General features: G+C 64.5%; 22 protein-coding genes. 11 read left to right on the top strand and 11 right to left on the bottom strand.

Features of this window, described 5'->3' with window-relative positions; all coding sequences use genetic code 11:
• The first annotated feature begins 8 nt into the window (after positions 1–8).
• Both WN72_RS45480 and WN72_RS45475 read left to right on the top strand, forming a co-directional pair.
• Complete coding sequence (locus WN72_RS45480) at positions 9–332, top strand: 2Fe-2S iron-sulfur cluster-binding protein (RefSeq protein WP_027564124.1); 324 nt, start codon at positions 9–11, stop codon at positions 330–332.
• A gap of 69 nt (positions 333–401) precedes the next feature.
• Positions 402–1,613, top strand: a complete 1,212-nt coding sequence (locus WN72_RS45475; RefSeq protein WP_092212077.1) for an ABC transporter substrate-binding protein — start codon at positions 402–404, stop codon at positions 1,611–1,613.
• A gap of 164 nt (positions 1,614–1,777) precedes the next feature.
• Here WN72_RS45475 and WN72_RS45470 read toward each other — a convergent pair whose 3' ends face one another.
• A complete protein-coding gene (locus WN72_RS45470; RefSeq protein ID WP_092212079.1) occupies positions 1,778–3,043 on the bottom strand; it encodes an NAD(P)/FAD-dependent oxidoreductase in 1,266 nt (421 codons plus the stop codon).
• Positions 3,044–3,354: 311 nt separating this feature from the next.
• Here WN72_RS45470 and WN72_RS45465 point away from each other — a divergent pair, with 311 nt between their 5' ends.
• Complete coding sequence (locus tag WN72_RS45465) at positions 3,355–4,527, top strand: ABC transporter substrate-binding protein (protein ID WP_027564127.1); 1,173 nt, start codon at positions 3,355–3,357, stop codon at positions 4,525–4,527.
• A 56-nt stretch (positions 4,528–4,583) separates the two neighbouring features.
• Here WN72_RS45465 and WN72_RS45460 read toward each other — a convergent pair whose 3' ends face one another.
• The 10 genes from WN72_RS45460 to WN72_RS45415 all read right to left on the bottom strand — a co-directional run bounded on the left by WN72_RS45460 (position 4,584) and on the right by WN72_RS45415 (position 14,806).
• Entirely contained in the window at positions 4,584–6,455 is a 1,872-nt protein-coding gene (locus WN72_RS45460; RefSeq protein ID WP_027564128.1) for a bifunctional sugar phosphate isomerase/epimerase/4-hydroxyphenylpyruvate dioxygenase family protein, read from the bottom strand.
• Positions 6,452–7,510, bottom strand: coding sequence for a Gfo/Idh/MocA family protein (locus tag WN72_RS45455; protein WP_092212081.1), 1,059 nt, complete (start codon positions 7,508–7,510; stop codon positions 6,452–6,454). The genes WN72_RS45460 and WN72_RS45455 overlap by 4 nt, the downstream gene beginning before the upstream one ends.
• Positions 7,507–8,244, bottom strand: a complete 738-nt coding sequence (locus WN72_RS45450; RefSeq protein WP_092212083.1) for an ABC transporter ATP-binding protein — start codon at positions 8,242–8,244, stop codon at positions 7,507–7,509. Before WN72_RS45450 ends, WN72_RS45455 begins: the two co-directional genes overlap by 4 nt.
• Positions 8,245–8,256: 12 nt before the next feature.
• Entirely contained in the window at positions 8,257–9,000 is a 744-nt protein-coding gene (locus WN72_RS45445) for an ABC transporter ATP-binding protein (protein WP_027564131.1), read from the bottom strand.
• Positions 8,997–9,995 carry a branched-chain amino acid ABC transporter permease gene (locus WN72_RS45440; protein WP_027564132.1) on the bottom strand — a complete coding sequence of 333 codons (999 nt, stop codon included), beginning with the start codon at positions 9,993–9,995 and terminating at the stop codon, positions 8,997–8,999. Before WN72_RS45440 ends, WN72_RS45445 begins: the two co-directional genes overlap by 4 nt.
• The gene (locus WN72_RS45435; protein WP_027564133.1) at positions 9,992–10,867 is read right to left on the bottom strand and encodes a branched-chain amino acid ABC transporter permease; all 876 of its coding nucleotides are present in this window, start codon (positions 10,865–10,867) and stop codon (positions 9,992–9,994) included. Before WN72_RS45435 ends, WN72_RS45440 begins: the two co-directional genes overlap by 4 nt.
• 228 nt (positions 10,868–11,095) lie before the next feature.
• A complete protein-coding gene (locus tag WN72_RS45430) occupies positions 11,096–12,226 on the bottom strand; it encodes an ABC transporter substrate-binding protein (protein ID WP_027564134.1) in 1,131 nt (376 codons plus the stop codon).
• 55 nt (positions 12,227–12,281) lie between these two features.
• Positions 12,282–13,160: a shikimate dehydrogenase gene (locus WN72_RS45425; RefSeq protein ID WP_027564135.1), complete on the bottom strand. Its 879-nt coding sequence runs from the start codon at positions 13,158–13,160 to the stop codon at positions 12,282–12,284.
• A gap of 143 nt (positions 13,161–13,303) precedes the next feature.
• Entirely contained in the window at positions 13,304–14,242 is a 939-nt protein-coding gene (locus tag WN72_RS45420) for a LysR family transcriptional regulator (protein WP_027564136.1), read from the bottom strand.
• Between the two features lie 387 nt (positions 14,243–14,629).
• On the bottom strand, positions 14,630–14,806 hold the full coding sequence (locus tag WN72_RS45415; RefSeq protein ID WP_035730623.1) for a hypothetical protein: 177 nt from the start codon (positions 14,804–14,806) through the stop codon (positions 14,630–14,632).
• Between the two features lie 167 nt (positions 14,807–14,973).
• Between WN72_RS45415 and WN72_RS45410 the strand changes: the two genes are divergently transcribed.
• From WN72_RS45410 to WN72_RS45375, 8 genes are all read left to right on the top strand, one after another.
• On the top strand, positions 14,974–15,702 hold the full coding sequence (locus WN72_RS45410; protein WP_027564137.1) for a LuxR family transcriptional regulator: 729 nt from the start codon (positions 14,974–14,976) through the stop codon (positions 15,700–15,702).
• Positions 15,703–15,790: 88 nt separating this feature from the next.
• On the top strand, positions 15,791–16,450 hold the full coding sequence (locus tag WN72_RS45405) for an acyl-homoserine-lactone synthase (RefSeq protein ID WP_027564138.1): 660 nt from the start codon (positions 15,791–15,793) through the stop codon (positions 16,448–16,450).
• Position 16,451: 1 nt separating this feature from the next.
• On the top strand, positions 16,452–16,670 hold the full coding sequence (locus tag WN72_RS45400) for a hypothetical protein (protein WP_092212087.1): 219 nt from the start codon (positions 16,452–16,454) through the stop codon (positions 16,668–16,670).
• A 490-nt stretch (positions 16,671–17,160) separates the two neighbouring features.
• Complete coding sequence (locus tag WN72_RS45395; RefSeq protein WP_027564140.1) at positions 17,161–18,078, top strand: branched-chain amino acid ABC transporter permease; 918 nt, start codon at positions 17,161–17,163, stop codon at positions 18,076–18,078.
• On the top strand, positions 18,075–19,019 hold the full coding sequence (locus WN72_RS45390; RefSeq protein WP_027564141.1) for a branched-chain amino acid ABC transporter permease: 945 nt from the start codon (positions 18,075–18,077) through the stop codon (positions 19,017–19,019). Before WN72_RS45395 ends, WN72_RS45390 begins: the two co-directional genes overlap by 4 nt.
• Entirely contained in the window at positions 19,012–19,779 is a 768-nt protein-coding gene (locus WN72_RS45385; RefSeq protein ID WP_027564142.1) for an ABC transporter ATP-binding protein, read from the top strand. The genes WN72_RS45390 and WN72_RS45385 overlap by 8 nt, the downstream gene beginning before the upstream one ends.
• On the top strand, positions 19,772–20,485 hold the full coding sequence (locus WN72_RS45380) for an ABC transporter ATP-binding protein (protein WP_027564143.1): 714 nt from the start codon (positions 19,772–19,774) through the stop codon (positions 20,483–20,485). The genes WN72_RS45385 and WN72_RS45380 overlap by 8 nt, the downstream gene beginning before the upstream one ends.
• Before the next feature lie 139 nt (positions 20,486–20,624).
• Positions 20,625–21,500 (top strand): helix-turn-helix transcriptional regulator, encoded by an 876-nt coding sequence (locus WN72_RS45375; RefSeq protein WP_092212089.1) that lies wholly within the window; start codon positions 20,625–20,627, stop codon positions 21,498–21,500.
• Positions 21,501–21,510 lie beyond the last annotated feature (10 nt).

Here is a 21,510-nt window from a genome sequence, read left to right as displayed (position 1 = left end):
GGAGTTTCATGTCTGCCATCACCTTCATTCATCCCGATGGAAAGTCCGACCGCGTCGAGACCTCAGGCGGCGAAAGCGCCATGCAGGCCGCGACCCGCCACGGCCTCGACGGCATTTTGGCGGAGTGCGGCGGCAATGCCATGTGCGCGACTTGCCACGTCTATGTCGACGAAGCCTGGCTCGCGCGTCTGCCCGCGGTCGCCGACGACGAGGACGCGCTGCTCGACGGCACCGCGGCCGAGCGGCTGCCGAACAGCCGGCTGTCCTGCCAGATCGCGATCACGCCCGCGCTCGACGGGCTCGTGCTGAGACTGCCGGAGCGGCAAGTCTGACGCTCAAGGATCTAATTTTCAAAACATAGGCCGGCAACGACCGGTGCGACATCCAAAGGGGAGGGAACGATGAAACATCTGAAGTGGACGCTTGCGCTGGCCGCCAGCCTGATGGGCGGAGCGGCGAGCGCCGAGATCTCGGACAACGTCGTGCGCGTCGGTGTGCTCAACGACATCTCCGGCATCTTTCAGGACACCAATGGCATGGGTTCGGTCGAGGCCGCGCGCATGGCGGCGGAGGATTTCAACGGCGGCGGCAAAGGCATCAAGGTCGAGATCGTCTATGCCGATCACCAGAACAAGGCCGACGTCGGCAACGCCATCGCGCGCAAATGGCTGGATGTCGAGGGCGTCGATGCCATCGTCGACGTGCCGAACTCGGCCGTCGGCCTTTCGATCAACACGCTGCTGCGCGACAGCCGCATGACCTTTTTGGCGTCATCCACGGCAAGCTCGGATCTCACCGGCAAGGCCTGCTCGCCGAACACCATTCAGTGGGTCAATGACGCTTGGGCGACCGGGAACACTACCGCAGCCGCGATGATGTCGCGCGGCGGCAAGGATTGGTATTTCCTCACGGTCGACTACGCACTCGGCAAGGGCATCGAGGCTGAAGCGCAAAAGTATATCGAGGGCCACGGCGGCAAGGTGCTTGGCTCCTCGAAACATCCGCTCGGCACCTCCGACTTCGCCTCCTTCTTGTTGCAGGCACAGGGCTCGAAGGCGCAGGTGATCGGCCTTGCCAACGCCGGCGGCGACACCATCAACGCGGTGAAGCAGGCCGCCGAGTTCGGCATCCAGCAGGGTGGGCAGAAGCTCGTCGCCTTCCTGCTCTTCATCAACGACATCCACGGTATGGGCATCAAGGTCGCGCAAGGCCTCCAGCTGATGGAAGCCTTCTACTGGGACATGAACGATGATACCCGCGCTTTCGCAAAACGTTTCGCCGCGCGGCCCGGCATGAACGGCAAGATGCCGAGCGGCAACCAGGCTGGCGTCTATGCCTCCACGCTCGCCTATCTCAACGCGGTCGCGGCGAGAGGCAGCGATAATGCCAAGGACGTCGTGCCCGAGATGAAGAAGTTTAAGGGCAAAGACAAGCTGTTCGGCGACACCACGATCCGCCAGGACGGCCGCGTCGTGCATCCGATGTATCTGTTCGAGGTGAAGAAGCCGGAGGAGTCGAAATATCCGTACGACTATTACAAGCTGGTCTCGACGATTCCCGCGGATCAGGCCTTCCGCCCGCTGGCGGAGGGCGGGTGTGACCTGGTGAAGTAGGGGCCGCTGGCGCGATCCTCTTTCACCTCTCCCCGCTCGCGGGGAGAGGTCGGATCGCTCTTGCGATCCGGGTGAGGGGGTACAGGTCTTACATCCACGTCACCCGTGGAGAGAGGCCCCTCACCCCAACCCTCTCCCCGTAAGAACGGGGAGAGGGAGACGAGTCATCCCACCACCTTGCTTGACCCCTGCGTGATCAGCCGCGCCGCGCGCTGGTCTCGCGCGTAGATCCACAGCCAGCTCAGCGCAACGCTGAGGCGGTGGCGCAGGCCAATCAGGAAGTAGATGTGGGCGATGCCCCAGATCCACCACGCGATGGTGCCGCGCAGCTTGACCTTGCCGAAATCGATCACGGCGAGGCGCTTGCCGATCTGGGCGAGGCTGCCGGCGTGCTTGTAGCGGAACGCGCCCTTGTTCTCGCCGCGCAGCCGCGCCTTGATGGTCTCGGCGACGTGACGGCCCTGCTGCTTTGCCGCCGGCGCGATGCCGGGCACCGGCTTGCCTTCCCAGGCATTGATGCTGACGGTGTCGCCGATCGCGAAGATCTCGGGATGGCCGGGAATGGTGAGGTCGTCCTCGACCTCTACGCGCCCGGCGCGATCGGCTGGCGCACCGAGCCATTCCGCAGCGGGCGAGGCGCGCACGCCGGCGGCCCAGATCCGGGTCTTTGCCTCGAGCAGCTTGCCGCCGAACACCACGCCCTCACGATTGATCTCAGTGACGGCCTGCCCGAGCACGACCTCGACGCCGATGTTCTCCAGCGAGGCCTGCGCATAAGCGGAGAGATCGTCGGCAAAGCCCGCGAGCACGCGCGGGCCGGCCTCGATCAGCACCACGCGCGCCTTCGTCGTGTCGATGTTGCGGAAGTCGGCGGGCAGGGTGTGATGCGCCATCTCGGCGATGGTGCCGGCAAGCTCGACGCCGGTCGGGCCGGCGCCGACAATCACGAAGGTGAGCCGCGCGGCGCGCTTGGCCGGATCGGTCTCGCGCTCGGCGCGCTCGAACGCCACCAGGATGTGGCGGCGCAAGGTGGTGCCGTCCTCCAGAGTCTTCAGGCCGGGTGCCCATGTCTCCCACTCGTCGTGGCCGAAATAGGCGTGGCGCGCGCCGGTCGCGAGCACCAGCGTGTCGTAGGGCACCTCGCTGCCGTCGTCGATCAGCACGCAGCGGCGTGCGGCATCGACGCCGCTTACTGTCGCGAACAGCGTCGTCACCTCGCGCCGGTCGCGCATCAGGTGCCGGATCGGCCAGGCGATCTCGCTGGTCGCGAGCGAGGCCGTCGCAACCTGGTAGAGCAGCGGCTGAAACAGATGATGGTTGCGGCGGTCGATCAGTATGATCTCGACCGGCGCGCCCGCGAGCCGGTAGGTCGTCTCCAACCCGCCGAAGCCGGCTCCGACGATGACGACGCGATGCGGTGTCGTGGTCATGATGCGCCCTCGAATCTAGCTGCTCTCTTCCTTCATTTAAGTGCGGATCGGGCGCCGCGGTCCAATAGCCGTCATCAATCGTCGCATAGGCCGGATGTATCGATCGGCCGCGAAAAAGCGCCGCAGGCTCGGCCAGGCCTTGGCCGAAGTGAGTAGAATTATATTTCTTGCCATCGGCGATTGGGGCGAAATATGGTGCAGGGGCGGGCGCTGAGCCATTGGCGGCGCGACAGATTTTGCGTTCAATAGAGACAGGCCCCGGGGCGGCGATCACCCCGTTTCCGGGATCAATAATAAGGAGGGGAGTGGTTATGAGGACGGCATTCTGGCTGGCGGGCGCGGCGGCGCTGGTGCTGGCGAGCCCGGCATTCGCCGGCGACACCATCAAGATCGGTTTCGTTTCGACCTTCAGCGGCCCGACCGCCGTAATCGGCAACGACATGCGCAACTCGTTCGAGCTGGCGCTTGATCACCTCGGACGCAAGATGGACGGCAAGCCGGTCGAGGTGATCTACGAGGACGACGGCCAGAAGCCTGACGTGGGCAAGCAGAAGACCGAGAAGCTGGTGCAGTCCGACAAGGTCGATTTCATCGTCGGCTACATCTGGTCGAACGTGCTGCTGGCCTCGCTCAAGACCGCGGTGGATTCGAAGACCTTCCTGATCTCGGCCAATGCCGGCCCGTCGCAGCTCGCGGGCGAGCTGTGCTCGCCTTACGTGTTCTCGACCTCCTGGCAGAACGACCAGACGCCGGCCGCCATGGGTCTCTACATGAACCAGAAGGGCGTCAAGAGCGTGTTCCTGATCGGCCCGAACTACGCGGCCGGCAAGGACATGCTGGCGGGCGTGAAGAGCACGTTCAAGGGCGAGATCAAGGGCGAGGAATACACGGTGTGGCCGAGCCAGCTCGACTTCTCCGCCGAGCTCTCCAAGGCGCGCGCCTCGGGCGCCGAGTCGATCTTCGTGTTCTATCCCGGTGCCGCCGGCGTGCAGTTCCTCAACCAGTACGCACAAGCCGGTCTGAAGAGCACGATGCCGCTCTACACGGCGTTCACCGTCGACGAGCTTTCGCTGCCGCTGCAGAAGGAGAATGCGCTCGGCGTTCCCGGCGCGCAGGAATGGGTCAACGACCTCCCCAACGAGCAGAACAAGCGCTTCGTCGCCGACTACCGCAAGAAGTACACGGGCTTGCGACCGACCTATTACGGCGCACAGGCCTATGATGCGGCCCAGCTGATCAACAGTGCGGTCGTCGCCGTGAAGGGCGACACCAGCAAGAAGGACGCGATGAAGGCCGAGATGGAAAAGGCCAACTTCAAGTCGCTGCGCGGTGCGTTCAAATACGGCAACAACCACATCCCGGTGCAGAGCTTCTACCTCCAGGACGTGGTGAAGGATGCCGAAGGTCAGCTCGCGCTGAAGACCGTCGCCACCATCGTCGAGAACGACCAGGATCGCTTCCACGACAAGTGTCAGATGAAGTAGCTACGAGCGACGCTCTCTCTTCCCCTCTCCCCGCAGGCGGGGAGAGGTAAAGGACCTTACACCCTCGGCATGCTCGCGGGCCGCACCTCGCGGGCCTGCGCCGCGAGCCTGATGCCGGCATTGGCCGCGCCAAAGCCCTGGTAATTCCTGCGTTCGACGATCTCGAAGAAGAAGCGCTCATCGAAGATGTGGGTGTAGACCTGGAAGAACTCGCCGTCACCCTCGCGGTCGTAGAGGATGTGGTTGGCGCGCAGCTGCGCCATCAGCTCGGGGGCGAGATCGTATTTGGCTTCGATGTCGTCGTAGTAGTTGTCGGGGATGTCCAGGAAATCCGCGCCGCGCTTGCGCATCTCCGCCACCGTCGCGAAGATGTCGTTGCAGGAGAACGCGACGTGCTGCACGCCTGAGCCGAAGAACTCCGAGATGAAGCGCGCCGGCAGCGTCCGGTTGGCAGAGGAGCCGTTGAGGACGAAGCGCAGGCTCTGGTCGGCGTTGATGATGGCCTGGCTTTGCACGAGGCCGCGGGGGTCGGCGATCTCCATCTGCGGCAGCCGCTTCAGGTCGAGGATGCCGGTGTAGAACAAGAGCCAGGACAGCATCTCGTCATAGGGCATCGACTGCGCGATGTGGTCGACGGCGAGCAGGGCATCCTTGGCGGCATCGCTCGCGACCGGCTCGAAATCTGTGTCCCAGTTCTTGCCGGCCTGGTCGAGGAAATACAGGAGACTGCCACCAACGCCGTGGATCGCGGGAATCTCCAATTCGCCGGGACCGACCGGCTGGTAGAACGTCCGCGCCTTCAGCGTCTCGGCGCGCTGCATGGCAAGGCCGGCATTGTCAACGTCGAGCGCGATGGCGCAGACGCCGGGGCCGTGTGTGACGTAGTGCGAATGCGCAAAGCCGTCGGTCTCGCAATTGATCACGAGCTCGACCTTGCCCTGCGACCAGCGCTCCACCGCCTTGCTGCGATGCTTGCCGCTCTTGCGGAAGCCGAGCTGCGAGAACAGGCGGGCGAGGTCGCCGGCCTTGGTCTCATTGACGGCAAACTCGATGAACCCGGTGCCGCCGCTTTTCGCTTTCGGTGCCAGCGGCTCGCCGGCGAACTTTGGCCAATCCGGCGCGAGCTGGTCCTCCAGCAGGATCAGCGAGCGCAGGCCGTCCACCGCGGTCTGTGCGGCCGAGCCGGCGCGGAACTGGTCGTTGAAGATCTCCAGCGACAGCGGCCCGGCATAGCCGGTCGCCGCGATCGCCTTCATGAACTCGCCGACCGGCAGGTCGCCCTGGCCGGGGAAGGAGCGGAAGTGCCGGCTCCACGACAGGATGTCGAGCTCGAGTTTTGGTGCGTCGGCGAGCTGCACCAGGAAGATCTTGTCACCGGGGATCGAGGCCATCGCGCGAACCGGGAAGCCCGGCGCCAGCGCGTGAAAGCTGTCGAGGATGACGCCGATCGCGGGATGATCGGCGCGGCGCACGATCTCCCAGGCATCGCGGTAGTCGTTGACGTGGCGGCCCCAGGCCAGCGCCTCGTAGCCAACGCGCAAGCCACGCTTGGCCGCCTGCTCGCCAAGCTCGCGGAAATCATCAGCTGCGCGGTCGATGCCGCCGAGCGAGGCGGGCGACACGTTCGAGCAGATCAGCAAGAGATCGGTGCCGAGCTCCTGCATCAAATCGAACTTGCGCATCGCGCGGGCAAAATTGCGCGTACGCTGCGGCTCCGGCATGCCCTCGAAATCGCGGAACGGCTGGAATGCGCAAACCTTGAGATTGAGATCGCCGCAGAGCTTTGCGATGTCGCGCGGGCCCGAACCGAACGACAGCAAATCGTTCTCGAAGATTTCGACCTCGTCGAAGCCGGCTGACGCGATGGCACGGAGCTTTTCGTCCAGCGCCCCTGAGAGAGAGACGGTCGCGATCGAGCGCTTGTTCATGCTGCCTGCTCCATGATCCGCCCCGGTGAGATAGTCTGGACCGTGCGCGCGGCCTCGGTGACGGCTTCGACGACGGCGAGCGTTCCCATCGCGTCCTCGGCTGAGATCAGCGGCTGTTCGTGGCCGGCGATGACCGCGCAGAAATGGCGGAGCTGCTCGACCAGCGGATCGAAGGCAGGCGGCGCAACGCTCTCGCGCGACAGCGGCGCGTACCAGCCGGGCTCTCGCACATAGGACCACAGCTCCATATTCGGCACGGACAGCGATCCCGCGGTGCCGGAGAAGATGTAGCAGGGCTGATCCTGCTTGGGGTATGCAGCGTTCTCGCCCGAGGAGAGCTCCCAGCTCCACGGCGCCGGCGTCGTATCCGATACGGTGACGGTCCCCAGCGCGCCACTTGCAAAGCGCAGCAGCAGCGCTGCGGTGTCCTCGACGGTAAATCCGCGCGCCTTGTTCGAGGTCAGCGCCTGCACCTCGGCGATCTCGCCGCAGATGAAGCGGAGATTGTCGATGTCGTGGATGAGGTTGATCAGCAGCGGTCCGCCGCCTTGCTCGCGCCGCCAGGCCACCTCGAAATAATCGTCGGGCTTTTTAAGTAGCCATAGGCCGACCACGGCGGTGAGCTGGCCGAGCTTGCCGGTCGTCACCGCCTCGCGTGCGGCCTTGATGATCGGATTGTGCCGGCGGTGATGACCGACCAGCATCGGCACACCGGTGCGCTTGATCGCGGCGCAGAGGCGCTGCGCGGTGGCAACGGTCTCAGTCACCGGCTTCTCGATCAGCGCCGGCACGCCCGCCGCCGCGCAATCGAGCGCCATCGGCAGGTGCAGCGTGTTAGGCGAGGCGATGACGAGGCCGTCGGGCTTCGCTTGTTCCAGCAGCGCGCGGTGGTCCGCATACCAGGGCACGCCGTGCGACCGCGCATAGTCCTTCGCGGCCGGCGAGGGGTCGGCAATGCCTGACAGCACGCAATCCGGCGATGCCGCGATCAATTCGATATGGCGGCGGCCGATCAGGCCGGCGCCGGCGACCGCGATACGCATTCGCGCGCTCATGCCGCACTCTCCTCCATCGCGCCGCCGAGGAAGAGCTGGCCGATGCGGGGATCGTTCAGGATGCGGTCGGCCTTGTCGACCATGCGGGTCTGGCCGAGCTCGAGCACGATGCCGAAATCGGAGATTTCCAGCGCCGAGCGCGCGTTCTGCTCGATCATGAGGATCGTGACGCCGCGGTCACGCAGGCTTTTGAGGATATCGAAGGTCTGCTGCACCATCAACGGCGACAGGCCGATCGAGGGCTCGTCGATCAGCACCAACTTCGGTTCGAGCAGCAGCGAGCGGGCGATCTCGAGCTGCTTCTGCTCGCCGCCCGAGAGCGTCGAGGCCTGCTGTGTCGATTTGCGGCGCAGTGCGGGAAACAGGTCGAGCGCGGCCTCTATCCGCATCGGCAGGTCGATGCCTTTCCCGGCGGCGACGCCGCCGAGCTCGATATTGTGGCGCACCGACAGCTCCGGAAAGATGTTGCGGCCCTGCGGCACGTAGCAGATGCCAGCGTTGAGCAGTGCGCGCTGGCTCAAATTGGTGACGTCGCGGCCGGCGAAGTTGATCTTGCCCTCGCGCAGCTTCAGAAGGCCGAAGATCGCCTTGAACACCGTCGATTTGCCGGCGCCGTTCGGGCCGATGATGGTGGTGATGGTCGCCTGCGGCACGGCGAAGCTCGTGCCGTTCAAAATCGTCATCTTGCCGTAGCCGCCGACGAGATTGTGAACCGAGAGGATCGGGTCGCTCATGGCTCGCTCTCCCTAATGTCCGAGATAGGCTTCGATCACGGCGGGGTTTTTGCGCACCTCGTCGGGCCGTCCCATCGCCAGCACCTTGCCCTCCGCCATCACCATCACGCGCGAGCACAGCGACATCACGAACTCCATGTTGTGCTCGATCACGACGAAGGTCGCGTTCTTCTCGCGGTTGATCGCGACCAGGCGGTCCTTGAGGTCCGCCAGCATCGACGGATTGACGCCGCCGGCGGGCTCGTCGAGCAGCACCAGGCGCGGCCCGCCCATGAACGCCATGGCGGCGTCGAGCAGCTTTTGCTGGCCATAGGAGAGGCCGCCGGCCGGCTCGTCGGCGAGATGATCGAGCTTGAAGAAACCGATCATCTGGTTGGCGGCGTCGGTCAACCCGGCATCGGAGCGGCCGACGAGGCGCGAGGCCATGTTGCCCTGGTGTTCCTGCCCGGCGAGGATCAGGTTCTCGCGCACCGAGAGCTTTGGGAACACCTGCAACAGCTGGAAGGTGCGGCTGACCCCGAGCTTGTTGAGCTCGGAAGGACGGAGGCCCGTGACGGTCTTGCCGTCGAGCTTGACCTCGCCGCCTGATGGCGTGAGCTGGCCGAGGATGCAGTTGAACAGCGTGGACTTGCCGCAGCCGTTCGGACCGATCAGGCCGAGGATCTCGCCCTCGCGCACGTCGAACGAGACACCGTCGACGGCGCTGATGCCGCCAAAGTTCTTCTTGATGTCAGTGACTTCGAGGACCGCACTCATTGCGCCGTCTCCAGCCTGGATTTGGCGACGGCGCGGAGCGCGGACGCCGCCTTGGTGCGCCGCGCGGCCATGTAGCGATCGAGGATTCCCAGAATGCCGGTCGGCGACCAGATCAGCAGCAGCATCACCGCGACCGCATAGAGCATCAGGTAATAGCCTTCGGTGAAGCGCAACCATTCCGGCAGCAGCACCGCGATCATCGCCCCCAGGAACGGGCCGAAATAGAAGCCGGCACCGCCGACGATCACCATCATCAGAAGATCGAGCGAGAGCGACAGGTTGAAGGGAACAGGGTCGATATATTGCGTCAGCGGCGCATAGAGCGCGCCGGCGACGCCGCCGAGCGCCGAGCCGATCGCGAACGCCATCAGCGTATAGCGCCGCGTGTCGATGCCGAGCGATTGCGCGCGCAAGGGATTTTCGCGCAGCGCCATGAAGGCGCGGCCCCAGGGTGAGCGGATCAGCCACCACACCGCGAGCGAGACGATCGCGAGCGAGCCGAGGCAGACATAGTAGAACGGCAGCGGTTTGTTGGTGGCAATCCCGAAGATGTGCGGCCGCGGGATGTTGGAAATGCCGTAGATGCCGCCGGTGAGCCAGCTCTCGTTGCGGAACACGAGGAAGGCCAGCGTCGAAAAGGCGAGGGTGACGAAAGCGAGGTAATGGTGTTGCACGCGCAGCGCGGGGTAGCCGAGCACCCAGCCGACCGCGAAGCTAAGGATGATCGCGACCAGGATCGCAGCCGGCAGCGGCCAGCCATGGGTGGTCATGATCGCCGCTGCATAGGCGCCGATGCCGACGAAGGCGCCCTGCGCCAGCGAGACCTGTCCGGCATAGCCGAGCGTGAGGTTGAGGCCCATCGCGGCGATGGTCATCACGGCCCACTGGCTCAGGATGAACAGGCCGTAGCGGTTGAAGTTCATGGGGACGATGATCAGGCCGGCGATAACGATGAGGCCGAGCGCGATCTTCAGGGGTTTGGCAAAGCCGCTCATACCGTGCGCTCCTCGGCGCGGCCGAGCAATCCTTGCGGCCGGAACAGGATGACGACGATCAGGAAGATCAGCGGCACCGCCGCGCGGTACTGCGTCGAGACATAGCTTGCCGCGAGATTGTCGAGCACGCCGATCAGGAGGCCGCCGGCGATCGCGCCGCGCACCTGGTTGAAGCCGCCGACGATCGCCGCGATGAAGGCGGCCTGGCCCAGCACTTCGCCGGAGGAGAATTTTGCGAGGTAGATCGGCGTGATCAGCAGCGAAGCCAGCGCGACCAGGAAGGCGTTGATCAGGAAGGTCAGGAGGATCATGCGCTCGACCGGAACGCCGATGATGCGCGCCACCGTCGGGTTCTGCGCTGCTGCCTGCATCTGGTGGCCGAGCGAGGTGCGGTTCAGTAGCGTCGTCAGTCCGAGGACGGCAAGGATGGCGACGACGAGGACGCCGATGCTTTGCAGTGAGACGGCGTGGCCGAGGATGGAGATGTCACCGGTCGGCACGATCGACGGGAAGGGCGAAGCTTCCGCGCTGAAGAATTGTTTGACGGCTTCCTTGATGCCGATAGCGAGCGCCATGGTCGCGATTGCCAGCGGCAACACACCGTGGCGCATCATGGGATCGACCAGCAGCATCTTGAAGGCGAGGCCGAGCAGGATCATCGAGAGCAGGATGCCGAGGATGATGGCGAGCCAGAACGGCGCACCGGCATGCATCGCCGCCAGCATCAGGAACGCCGGCAGCATCACGAACTCGCCTTGCGCGAAATTGATGGTCTGCGAGGTCTGCCACAGCAGCGTGAAGCCGACCGCAACCAGCGCGTAGATGGCGCCGGTGGCCAGTCCTGCGACCAGTAGATCGAATAGGTTGGACATGTTCCCCTCTTTCCTCTCCCCTCTCCCTGCTCTTTCTCCCCGTTCTTACGGGGAGAGGGCAGGGGTGAGGTGCCTCTCTCCGCGAATTCAATTGTCACCGTGACTGCGGAAGCACCCTCACCCCACCCTCGCCCCGCGAAGAGCGGGGAGAGGGAGAGCAGAGATCTCTCCCCGCATCCGCCTTCGCTAAAGCTTCGGCGAGACGGGCGCGGGGAGAGGCGAAGAGCCTCATTTCACCTTCGGCAGCACCTGCTTCACGACCTGCTTGCCTTCGACCACCTCGACCAGAAAGCTCTGGCGATCGATGTCGCCGTTCGCATCGAAGGTGACGTCCATCAGGATGCCGGGCTCCTCCGAGGCCTTGATCGTCAGTCCATGCAGCGTGTCGGCGAACGCCTTGGAATCGACCTTGCCCATCTTCTCGGTGGTGGCCTTCACCATGTAGACGGCGAGATAGCCCTTCAGGCCGTTATGATCGGGGACGTAATTGTACTTCTTCGAAAACTTCTCGCGGAACGCCTTGATCAGGTCGACCGGCGCGTCGGTGGTGAGGCCGACATGCCCGCGCGCGCCGTTGGCAGCATCGCCCGCGAGCTCGATCACCTTCTGGCCGATCAGCGTGGTCTCGCCCATCAGCGGTGCGGTGACGCCCTGGCGCTTCAGCTCCTTGAGGATGCGCGCGCTCTCTTCCTCGTTGAGATAGACGAAGACAGCGTCGGGATTGGCCGCCTTGATCTTGCCGACGTCGGCGGCGAAGTCGGCCTGGCCAGCTTCGGTCGAGAGGTCGGCGACCACCTTGGAGCCGAGCCGGTCGAGCTCCTTGACGACGACGTCGCGGCCGCCGCGGCCAAAATCATTGTTGACCCAGACCACCGCGACCGACTTCGCCTTCATCTCGTCGTGGATGTATTTGGCGACCTTCGGCATCGAGGATTGCTGGCCGAACGAGGTGCGGAACAGGAACTTGTTGCCGGCCTGTGTCAGCTCGGCGGCTTCGCCGCCCATGATCTGCGCGATGCCGGCTTCGGCCGCGAGCGGGGCGGTGACCTTGACCGAGCCGGAATAGCCGGGCCCGAGCAGCACGTAGGGTTCAGCATCGAGCGCTTTTTGCACCTGGGCGCGGGCGACGCCGGGGTTGGACTGCGAGTCGGCGTGGGTGACCTCGAGCTTGCGGCCGAGCACGCCGCCCTTGGCGTTGATCTCCTCGATGGCGAGGTCGATGCCGTTCTTCCAGTTGGTGCCGACGGTGGCGCCGCCGCCCGAGAGTTCGGCGACGTCGGCGAGCTTGATCGCCTGGGCGAAGGCGCCCGCCGTCGTGATTGCGGTGAGCAGCGCGCCCACCAGTAGCGTTGATTTCATCGTCCTCTCCTCCCGGTTCAATTTTGCAAGCGGCCTTGTGTCCGTTCGCTTCGCTTCAAGCGGCCTGATACGCGGCGCTGCGCGCGGCCATCACGGCGTCAAAAGCCTCTCCCATGACTTCAGTCGAGGGGGCAAGGCCTGTGAACAGTTCGAATGCGTCAGCGGCTTGGTAGATCGCAAGCTCGCGGCCGGTCATGATCTTCGCACCCTTCTCTTGCGCTGCGGCAAGGAGCGGCGTGATCAGCGGAGAATAGACGGCGTCGGCGACCCACAGGTTTTCGCGCAAAAGCGCCGGCGCGACCGGGGTGTCCCGGTTCGGCAGCATGCCGACCGGCGTGCCGTTGACGAGGCCGGTTGCACCGTCGAGCGCCTCCTCGACACTTCCGGCCACCCGCGCGCCGCCATGCCTGGCCAGCAGCGCGGCGAGTTTCTCGGCCCGCGCCGGCTCGCTGTCGAAGATGCGGAGATCCGCAACCTTCAGGCTTGCCAGCGCAAAGGCGATCGCCTTGCCGACGCCGCCGGTGCCGATGACGGCCACGGCATTTCCGGCAGGAGCCAGCAGCGGTTTGACGGCGCGCGCAAAGCCTGTCGTGTCGGTATTGTGGCCGATCAGTCGGCCCTCCCTAACGACGACGGTGTTGACCGCCGCCATGGTCGCCGCAGCCGGTGCCAATTCGTCGAGCAGCGGCACCACGGCCTCCTTGTAAGGAAAGGTGACGTTGACGCCGGCGAAGCCGAGCCGGCGCACGCCCTCGAGCATCATGCTGAGGCCGGTCGCGTCCGCACCGGCGACCTCGATGAGCTGGTAATGGCCGCGCAGCCCAAGCGCCTCGGCGGCGCGCTCATGCATCGCAGGGGACGCGGAATGCGCGATCGGCGCGCCGATCAGGCCGGTGAGGAGCTTCTTGCTGGCGGCGTATCCGCGCTTTGACATGGTTCGCTATCGTCTCGTTGGGAGCGTTCGGTATCGGCCATTAGCGGGGAAACCCGCGCAATTCCAAGGGGCTTCCAACCGTAACGATAGCCTTTCCTCCGCCTAACACAATTACCCATTTATCCAGCAAACCTAACATCATGTTATTTCTTGCGTCCGCGTGCCGAGGCGGTCTTGCCGTTGCCGCGGGACGGCTCGACCGCGCGCATCTCGGCGCGCAGGGATTCGATGAAATATTCGACATGGAGCGACAGCGGTGCGCCGCGTTTGACTGCGATATAGGTATCGAAGCGCGTCGGCTCGGTGATCTTCAACAGCTCGATGCCGGGATAGCCGCCATGGGCCACGGTGAACTGGTCGATGATGGCGATGCCGAGCCCCGCCTTCACCAGCGCGCAGACCGTGGTGCCGAAGCGCGCGCGGATGGTGATGTTGTAGTCGAGCCGGTGGCGCGCGAAGATCTCGGCCATGATCCGGCCGTAGGGGTCGTTGGGATCGATGCCGATCAGCGGATAGCGGGTGATCTCGGCGGCGGAGACCTGCTTGCGGCCGGCCAGCTCGTGGCCGGGCGGCACGATGCAGTAGAGCTCGCCCGAGGCGAGCGGCATGAAGTCGAGCCCGGAATGCTCCAGGCGGTAGCTCATCGCCACGCACTCGCCGCGGCCGAGCAGGAGATAGTCGATCGCTTCCTCGAGCTTGAGGATGTTGATGTCGATGCCGAGATCGGGATAGCGACGCCGGACCCGCTCGATCGCGCGCGGCACCATCACCTGCGAGATGCTCGGCACCGAGCCGATGCGCAGCTCCGACAATCCGCCGCGGCCGATCTTGGAGATGATCTCGGAGAGATCGTCGACCTTCTTGTAGACGCCGTTGATCTGCTCGAAAATATTCTCGGCTTCCGGCGTCGGGAAGTAGCGCCCGTTCTGGCGCTGGAAGAAGCGAATGCCGAGCGAGCGCTCGGTGTATTTGACGAGGCGGCTGATCCCCGGCGCCGACACGTTGAGCAGCTTGGCCGCGCCGCCGATGGTGCCCGTCACCATCACGGCACGGATCACTTCCACCTGGCGCAGCGTCATCATGGTCGTGGCATCCGAGAGGATTGGCATCCGAAAGAGATCGTGGCGGCGATCATCTCACGAGAGCCGCGGTGTCATCCAGCGGCAAGTGTGTGGTGGTGTGGATGATGGCGCGTTGCGCTCGCTTACCCTCTCCTCTTGTGGGAGAGGGTGGCTCGCCGCGGAGCGGCGAGACGCGTGAGGGGGTATTTCTCCGCAACATTCAGATGCGGGTTTGGGTTCGTGGAGAGAGGCCCCTCATCCGGCGCTTCGCGCCACCTTCTCCCACAAGGGGAGAAGGAGGGATAACTTCGCGGTCAGAGTGTTTCGACTAAAATCTGCGCGTTCAAATGGAAGGGTGGCGTTGTCGCGCGATCTGTTCCATCGGCGTCGTTGCTTCAACTGCGTGGACTAGCTCGCCGGGCCTTCGGGCGAGGCGGTGTCTGCCGGTTTGGTGCGCTCGCTTTGCAGCACCTCGCGCGCGAACTCGATGATCTTCTGCTTGTTTGCCGTTTCACGGACGGCGAAAAACACGCGGTTCAATTCCAGGCCGAGCACGCTGTTGAGGGCGATGTCCTCGTCTTCCATCGTGGTTTTCCCGCTTCAGACGCTTGCAGGTGTATCTTGACGTCACTTCTTCCACAAGTAGATTAAACGTTCAGAGCGCGTGGGCACCGGAAAACTACGGGAGCGGCGAATTGAGGGAGCCCCCAAATACGTGCTATAGCGGACGTCGAGGGTCAGGAAACGCACCGATGTCCGCCGTAGATTATGGCCGGGAAGCGCTCGACTTCATCGAGGGTCTGGGAGCCCATACCAAGGTTCCAGACACCATGGACGCGCTTGCGACCGCGTTCAGCCGGTATGGTTTCGAGCACATCATCGTCACCGGTCTGCCCAATCCCGATCAGCGCTTCGCCCAGATGGTGCTTGCCAAGCGCTGGCCGGCGGAGTGGTTCAGCCTCTACACGGAAAAGAGCTACGACCGCGTCGATCCCGTGATCCGCAAGTGCCGGCACACAGTGAATCCGTTCGAATGGTCGGAAGCCCCCTACGATGCGGAGTTCGAGCCGGGTGCTGCGGAAGTGATGCGGCGGGCGGCCGATTTCCGCATGTCGCGGGGTTTCGTGGTGCCGATCCACGGCTTGACCGGCTATGAAGCGGGCGTCTCGCTCGGCGGCGTCCACCTCGATCTCAACGCCCGCAGCAAGCCGGCGCTGCACCTGATCGCGATGTATGGCTTCGACCACATTCGTCGTCTGCTCGCGCCGGCGCCGCATCCGTCAGCGCGTCTCACCCCGCGCGAGCGCGAGGTGCTCGCCTGGGCCTCGCAGGGCAAGTCGGCCTGGGAAATCGGCGAGATCCTGCACATCACGCAGCGCACCGCCGAAGAGCATCTTGCAACTGCCGCGCGCAAGCTTGGCGCCGTCAACCGCACGCACGCGGTTGCGCTCGCGATCCGGCAAAGAATCATCACGCCCTGAAATCGGCGCGTACTGGGAAATTTCCCAATAGTCGCTCCCGGCGTTTTCCATGAGGATTCCCCCATTATTTCAAGCCATGGGGGAGTCGATGATTCATGTGATCTCTGCCGCAAACCGGCACCTCTACGAGGATGTCCTCGAGCAGCATTTCAGGCTGCGCCACGAGATTTTTGTCGAGGAACGGAAGTGGGAGGCGCTGCGCAAACCCGACGGCCGCGAGATCGACGCCTACGACAATGACGATTCGATCTACCTGCTGTCGCTCGAGAACCGCCGCGTGCTCGGCGGCTATCGGCTGTACCCTACTACCAAGCCGACCATGATGAGCGAGGTGTTCCCGCATCTGGCCGCAGTGCGGGGATGCCCGGCGGACGCGCTGGTCTGGGAGTGGTCGCGCTTCTTCGTGTCGCGCGAGCGCCGCGACGGCGCGCTCAATCTGCAATTGATGGCGGCGGCGCAGGAGTTCTGTCTCGATCAGGGGATCGAGCGGCTCTGTCTCGTCATGGAGACGTGGTGGCTGCCGCGCTTCCACGACATCGGCTTCGTCGTCACCCCGCTGGGATTACCGGCGCTGATCGAGGATTCCTGGACCATGGCGGCGACCATCGAGGTTCGCCAGGAATCGCTCGATGTCGTGCGCGAGCGGATCGGGATGAAGGATGTCGTGCGCCAGGACGGTCCGCGGATCGACTGCATCGCCCGTGCCAACCTTTGCGGCCTCGCTGCCGCGCAACGAAAGAGCGCCTGAGATGTCGAACATGATGCGGGACAGCCAGATCATGGCGCAGACCAAGGACGAGAATCTCGGCTACATGTCGGACATGGCGCTCGAGCTGGCGCAGATGGCGGACGATTCCGGATTGGCGACGCTCGCCTATCTGTTCCGGATGGCGGCGCTGGAGGCTTCGACGGCCAACAGCGTGCTCGCCGAACCGGACGATCTTCCCCAGCAGATGACGTCGCACTAGGCGCATCGCCCTACATTCCGACGAAGCACACGCCCTCTCCCCGGCAACGGGAGAGGGCGATCGCATATGGTTTCCGGCGACAGTCTTCGCGCGCCTCGTCCTTTGAGACGCTTGCTTCGCAAGCTCCCAAGGATGAGGCTGGGCAGCCTCGGTGCCCGTTGAGATGGTTGCCGCGCACGCCGTCCTTATCCTGAGGAGCCCGCCAAAGCGGGCGTCTCGAAGGATGGACCGCAGGGAAGAACCCGCTTCTCGTCCGCGGTAAGCCTGCGGCAGGTTGACCCATCCTGCGCGGCAGCCTTCTTGCAAGGCAGCATTTGATCGCATGCATCGGCATGCAACAAAGTGCATGTTTGGTGTCGAATCGCTCTTGCCTCGGAACGATACTGCCATTACCCATTTTTCCGCCTTGAAGAGGCAGGGGGAGCTCTTTCACTGATGGCGACTGTGTTCGAACATCGGCGCGATATCGCGTGCGCCTGAAAGAGTTTTGATGCTGCTGGTCGTCGAACAGTTCTTGAACGGATTGCAGTTCGGCCTGCTGCTGTTCCTGCTCGCCGCCGGCCTGACGCTGGTGTTCGGGATCATGGATCTCGTCAACCTCGCGCACGGCTCGCTCTACATGATGGGCGCGTATTTCGCCGCGACCTTCGCGGCGTGGACCGGCAGCTTCCTACTCGGCGCGCTGATGGCGTTAGGGGCGACGCTCGTGCTCGGCATCGTGCTGGAGATGACGGCGCTGCGGCATCTCTACGGCCGCGATCATCTCGACCACGTGCTCGCGACCTTCGGTCTGATCCTGTTCTTCAATGAAGCGGTGCGGCTGATCTGGGGGCCGGCGGGCCTCGCGCTGCCGCTGCCGGCTTGGCTCACCGTGCCGGTGCCGATCCTGCCCGGCATTCATTATCCCGCTTATCGACTCGCCATCATCATCGTGGCGCTGCTGGTGGCGCTGCTGCTCTATCTCGGCGTGATGCGCACGCGCATCGGGATGCTCATTCGCGCCGGCGCCTCCAATCGCGAGATGATCGGGGCGCTCGGCATCAACATCAAGCTGCTCTACACGCTGGTGTTCGGCCTGGGTGCCGCGCTCGCCGGCCTTGCCGGGCTGATGCAGGCGCCGATCCTCACTGTGCAGATCGGCATGGGCGAGAACATTTTGATCCTCGCCTTCGTCATCATCGTGATCGGCGGCATCGGCTCGATCCGCGGCGCCTTCCTCGCCGCGATCTTCGTCGGCATGATCGATACGCTCGGCCGCGCCTTCCTGCCCAATCTGCTGCGGCAGGTGCTGAGCGGCGCCGCCGCCTCCACCGCCGCCCCCGCGCTGTCGTCCATGCTGATCTATCTCCTGATGGCGATCGTGCTGGTGGTGCGGCCGGAGGGGCTGTTTCCGGCCAACCGTCGATGAAGGGTTTGAGCGTGAGCAAGGCCGTCACGGCCCTGATGCTGGCGGGTCTCGTGCTGCTGCCGCTCTATTCGTACCTCTCCGGCAACATCTTCATCCTGACGCTGTTCACCCGCATCGTCATCCTGGCGCTGGCGGCCGCGAGCCTCAACCTCATCATGGGTTTTGGCGGCATGATGAGCTTCGGTCACGCCGCCTATCTCGGTATCGGCGGCTACGCGGTCGGCATGCTGGCGCAGGAAGGTGTGGGCTCCGGCTTCATCCAGTTTCCGGTCGCGCTGGCAGCGTCCGCGATCTACGCGCTCGTGATCGGCGCGCTCTCCTTGCGCACGCGCGGCGTCTATTTCATCATGATCACGCTCGCCTTTGCGCAGATGGCCTATTACGTCGCCTCGGGCCTCGCACGCTACGGCGGCGATGACGGCCTCACCGTCTACAAGCGCAGCGATTTCTCCGGGCTGATCAACCTGTCGGACCGCACACAGTTCTATTATCTGTGTCTCGCCTGCTTGTTCGCCGTGATCTTCCTGATCTGGCGCATCGTCAATTCGCGCTTCGGCCTCGTGGTGCAGGGCCTGCGCTCCAACGAGCAGCGCATGCAGGCGATCGGCTTCCCGGCCAAGCGCTACCAGCTGGTCTGCTTCGTCATATCGGGCACCATGTGCGGCCTCGCCGGTGCGCTGCTCGCCAACAACACCGATTTCGTCAGCCCGGCCGTGATGTACTGGACCCGTTCCGGCGACCTCATGGTGATGGTGATCTTAGGGGGCATGGGCACGCTGTTCGGTCCCGTCATGGGCGCGGTGGTGTTTTTGCTGCTGGAAGAATTCCTGTCGCAGATCACCGAATATTGGGCGCTGATCATGGGGCCGCTGCTGCTCCTGATCGTGCTGTTCGGCCGCGGCGGCATCATGGGCATGCTGGGGAGGGCGGGCCGTGGCTGAACCCTTGCTCCGCGTCGAGAAGCTGGTGCGCCGCTTCGGCGGCATCACTGCGACGGACAACGTCTCGCTCGACGTTTCGGCCGGCGAGCTGCACGCCATCATCGGCCCGAACGGCGCCGGCAAGACCACGCTGATCAGCCAGCTCACCGGGCATCTCGAACCGCATTCCGGCAGTGTCTCGCTGGCGGGACGCGATATCACCTACTTGCCGGCCTATCGCCGCTGCGCGCTGGGGCTTGCACGCTCGTTCCAGATCACCTCGCTGCTGCTCGACTTCACCGCCGCCGACAATGTCGCGCTGGCGGCACAGGCGCATGCCGGCACCTCGTTCCGCTTCTTCGCCAATGCGCGCAAGGAGAGGAGCCTGCGCGATGCCGCGCACGCCGCGCTCGATCGCGTCGGCCTCGGCCATCGCGCCGATGTCGTGGTGAACAAGCTCAGCCATGGCGAGCGGCGCGAGCTCGAGCTTGCCGTCGCGCTGGCGAGCAAGCCAAAGCTTTTGCTGCTGGATGAGCCGATGGCGGGTCTCGGTGTCACCGAATCCCAACGCATGGTGAAACTGCTCCAGGAGCTGCGCAAAGAGGTTTCGATCGTGCTGGTCGAGCACGACATGCCGGCCGTGTTCGCGCTGGCCGATCGCATCTCGGTGCTGGTCTATGGCCGCGTCATTGCCTCCGGCGATCCGGCCGCGATCCGCGCCAATGACGAGGTCAAGCGCGCCTATCTCGGCGACCAGCATGTGGTGACGCACCATGGCTGACACCCTGCTCGACGTCGACGGCATCGAGACCTGCTACGGCCTCAGCCAGGTGCTGTTCGGCCTGTCGCTGTCGGTCAAAGCAGGCGAGATGGTCTCGCTGATGGGCCGCAACGGCATGGGCAAGACCACCACCATCCGTTCCATCATGGGCCTGACGCCGGCGCGATCGGGCGCGATCCGATTTGCAGGCGCCGAAGTGCGGCAGCTTCCGTCGTATCGGATCGCAAAACTCGGCGTCGGCCTCGTGCCCGAGGGACGCCAGATATTCCCGAACCTCACCGTGCGCGAAAACCTGGTCGCAGCCGCCGCCGATCGCTTCGATAGCCCCAATCCCTGGACGCTTGCCGCCATCTACGTGATGTTCCCGCGCCTTGCCGAGCGCGCCGCCAACATGGGCAACCAGCTCTCCGGCGGCGAGCAGCAGATGCTTGCGATCGGCCGCGCGCTGATGACCAATCCCAAACTGCTGATCCTCGATGAAGCGACCGAGGGCCTTGCGCCGCTGATCCGCGAAGAGATCTGGAACTGCCTGTCGCTGCTCAAGAGCCGCGGGCAGTCGATCCTGGTCGTCGACAAGAACGTCGATCACCTCGCCCGCATCTGCGACCGCCACTACATCATCGAGCGCGGCAAGACGGTGTGGAGCGGCACGTCAAACGAGCTGATGGCCGAGCAGGATCTGCAGCACAAATATCTGGGCATCTGACGCGTCTCCTGATCCGCAGCGCGCGCCGATCTGCCGCAGGCGTAGAGGTCGAGCACAATCCAGAAGCTCTCCAAACTGGACGCAGAGGTCTTGAGCGCGTCGCCGCCAGCGGCCAAAGTCCGCGGCGTAAGCGGATGCAATGCAGGACTTCTACGATCAAATTGTCGGACGGCCTGAAGATGACATCATCGGCTCCGCAGCAGCCCAATGGCTGAATTTTCCGGGCTGTGTGTTCGTCAAAGGTGAGTTTCGAGCCGACCCTGACGGGCGCGCGGTCGTGGCCCCCGGCCTGTTCATCACCGTGACGTTCGACGACGGCGCTGGCCGCGGCATTCTGACGCGCGTGCCCGGCGGTGAAAGGCAGATGACGGCAATCGCCGTACGCGAAGCTCTCGCCGTCGAACGCTCGGTGCACTGTGCCGAGCATCCTGCGATCGGCCTGGCGCTTCCCCGGGCCTCCATCGACGAGCTTGGACTCGGGGACGAGTTTCGAGCGCTGTTCGCGAGCGACGGGTCGGATACAGCCACCGTCGCTTTGGCGGCGTCTGCGCGCATACAGGCCGTTGCAGCCGAGATGTTCTCGCCGCCGGTCGCTGGAAACGCCGCGCAATTGCTGCGGTCGGCGCATGCGGCCGAGATCGTCGTCCACGCCTTGTTCGGCGAGCGCGGCCGGATTGCGGTCGATCCGGCAGCCGACCTCCAGCGGATGCGGTTGCAATCGGTGAAGGAGCGGATGGACGCCGATCTCGCCTACCCCTGGAGCATCGACGAGCTGGCGCGGAGCGCAGGGCTCAGCCGCCGGTCCTTCAACCAGAAATTCCAGATGGCTTACGGCGTCAGCGCAATCGACTATCTGAGGGGCCAGCGGCTCGATGCCGCGCGTGCCCTCCTGATTCGCCAGCGTCTGTCGGTCACCGAGGCGGCCTATCGGGTTGGCTATGCCCATCCGGCAAATTTCGCGACGGCCTTCCGCAGGCGCTTTGGCTATTCGCCGAGCCGCTGTCAGCAGACTTGAAAGCCTCCAC

The organism is Bradyrhizobium arachidis (genome assembly GCF_015291705.1).
Taxonomy (GTDB): domain Bacteria; phylum Pseudomonadota; class Alphaproteobacteria; order Rhizobiales; family Xanthobacteraceae; genus Bradyrhizobium; species Bradyrhizobium arachidis.
The sequence above is the reverse complement of the archived record's forward strand: the minus strand, read 5'-3'. Positions and strand labels throughout refer to the sequence as shown.

Coding starts and splice junctions, on each gene's coding strand:
- WN72_RS45375 (WP_092212089.1), top strand. CDS start 20,625: ATGCAGGACTTCTACGATCAAATTGTCGGACGGCCTGAAGATGACATC.
- WN72_RS45435 (WP_027564133.1), bottom strand. CDS start 10,867: ATGTCCAACCTATTCGATCTACTGGTCGCAGGACTGGCCACCGGCGCC.
- WN72_RS45395 (WP_027564140.1), top strand. CDS start 17,161: ATGCTGCTGGTCGTCGAACAGTTCTTGAACGGATTGCAGTTCGGCCTG.
- WN72_RS45440 (WP_027564132.1), bottom strand. CDS start 9,995: ATGAGCGGCTTTGCCAAACCCCTGAAGATCGCGCTCGGCCTCATCGTT.
- WN72_RS45450 (WP_092212083.1), bottom strand. CDS start 8,244: ATGAGCGACCCGATCCTCTCGGTTCACAATCTCGTCGGCGGCTACGGC.
- WN72_RS45475 (WP_092212077.1), top strand. CDS start 402: ATGAAACATCTGAAGTGGACGCTTGCGCTGGCCGCCAGCCTGATGGGC.
- WN72_RS45420 (WP_027564136.1), bottom strand. CDS start 14,242: ATGATGACGCTGCGCCAGGTGGAAGTGATCCGTGCCGTGATGGTGACG.
- WN72_RS45400 (WP_092212087.1), top strand. CDS start 16,452: ATGTCGAACATGATGCGGGACAGCCAGATCATGGCGCAGACCAAGGAC.
- WN72_RS45455 (WP_092212081.1), bottom strand. CDS start 7,510: ATGAGCGCGCGAATGCGTATCGCGGTCGCCGGCGCCGGCCTGATCGGC.
- WN72_RS45410 (WP_027564137.1), top strand. CDS start 14,974: ATGTCCGCCGTAGATTATGGCCGGGAAGCGCTCGACTTCATCGAGGGT.
- WN72_RS45390 (WP_027564141.1), top strand. CDS start 18,075: ATGAAGGGTTTGAGCGTGAGCAAGGCCGTCACGGCCCTGATGCTGGCG.
- WN72_RS45425 (WP_027564135.1), bottom strand. CDS start 13,160: ATGTCAAAGCGCGGATACGCCGCCAGCAAGAAGCTCCTCACCGGCCTG.
- WN72_RS45470 (WP_092212079.1), bottom strand. CDS start 3,043: ATGACCACGACACCGCATCGCGTCGTCATCGTCGGAGCCGGCTTCGGC.
- WN72_RS45480 (WP_027564124.1), top strand. CDS start 9: ATGTCTGCCATCACCTTCATTCATCCCGATGGAAAGTCCGACCGCGTC.
- WN72_RS45460 (WP_027564128.1), bottom strand. CDS start 6,455: ATGAACAAGCGCTCGATCGCGACCGTCTCTCTCTCAGGGGCGCTGGAC.
- WN72_RS45465 (WP_027564127.1), top strand. CDS start 3,355: ATGAGGACGGCATTCTGGCTGGCGGGCGCGGCGGCGCTGGTGCTGGCG.
- WN72_RS45415 (WP_035730623.1), bottom strand. CDS start 14,806: ATGGAAGACGAGGACATCGCCCTCAACAGCGTGCTCGGCCTGGAATTG.
- WN72_RS45445 (WP_027564131.1), bottom strand. CDS start 9,000: ATGAGTGCGGTCCTCGAAGTCACTGACATCAAGAAGAACTTTGGCGGC.
- WN72_RS45430 (WP_027564134.1), bottom strand. CDS start 12,226: ATGAAATCAACGCTACTGGTGGGCGCGCTGCTCACCGCAATCACGACG.
- WN72_RS45405 (WP_027564138.1), top strand. CDS start 15,791: ATGATTCATGTGATCTCTGCCGCAAACCGGCACCTCTACGAGGATGTC.
- WN72_RS45380 (WP_027564143.1), top strand. CDS start 19,772: ATGGCTGACACCCTGCTCGACGTCGACGGCATCGAGACCTGCTACGGC.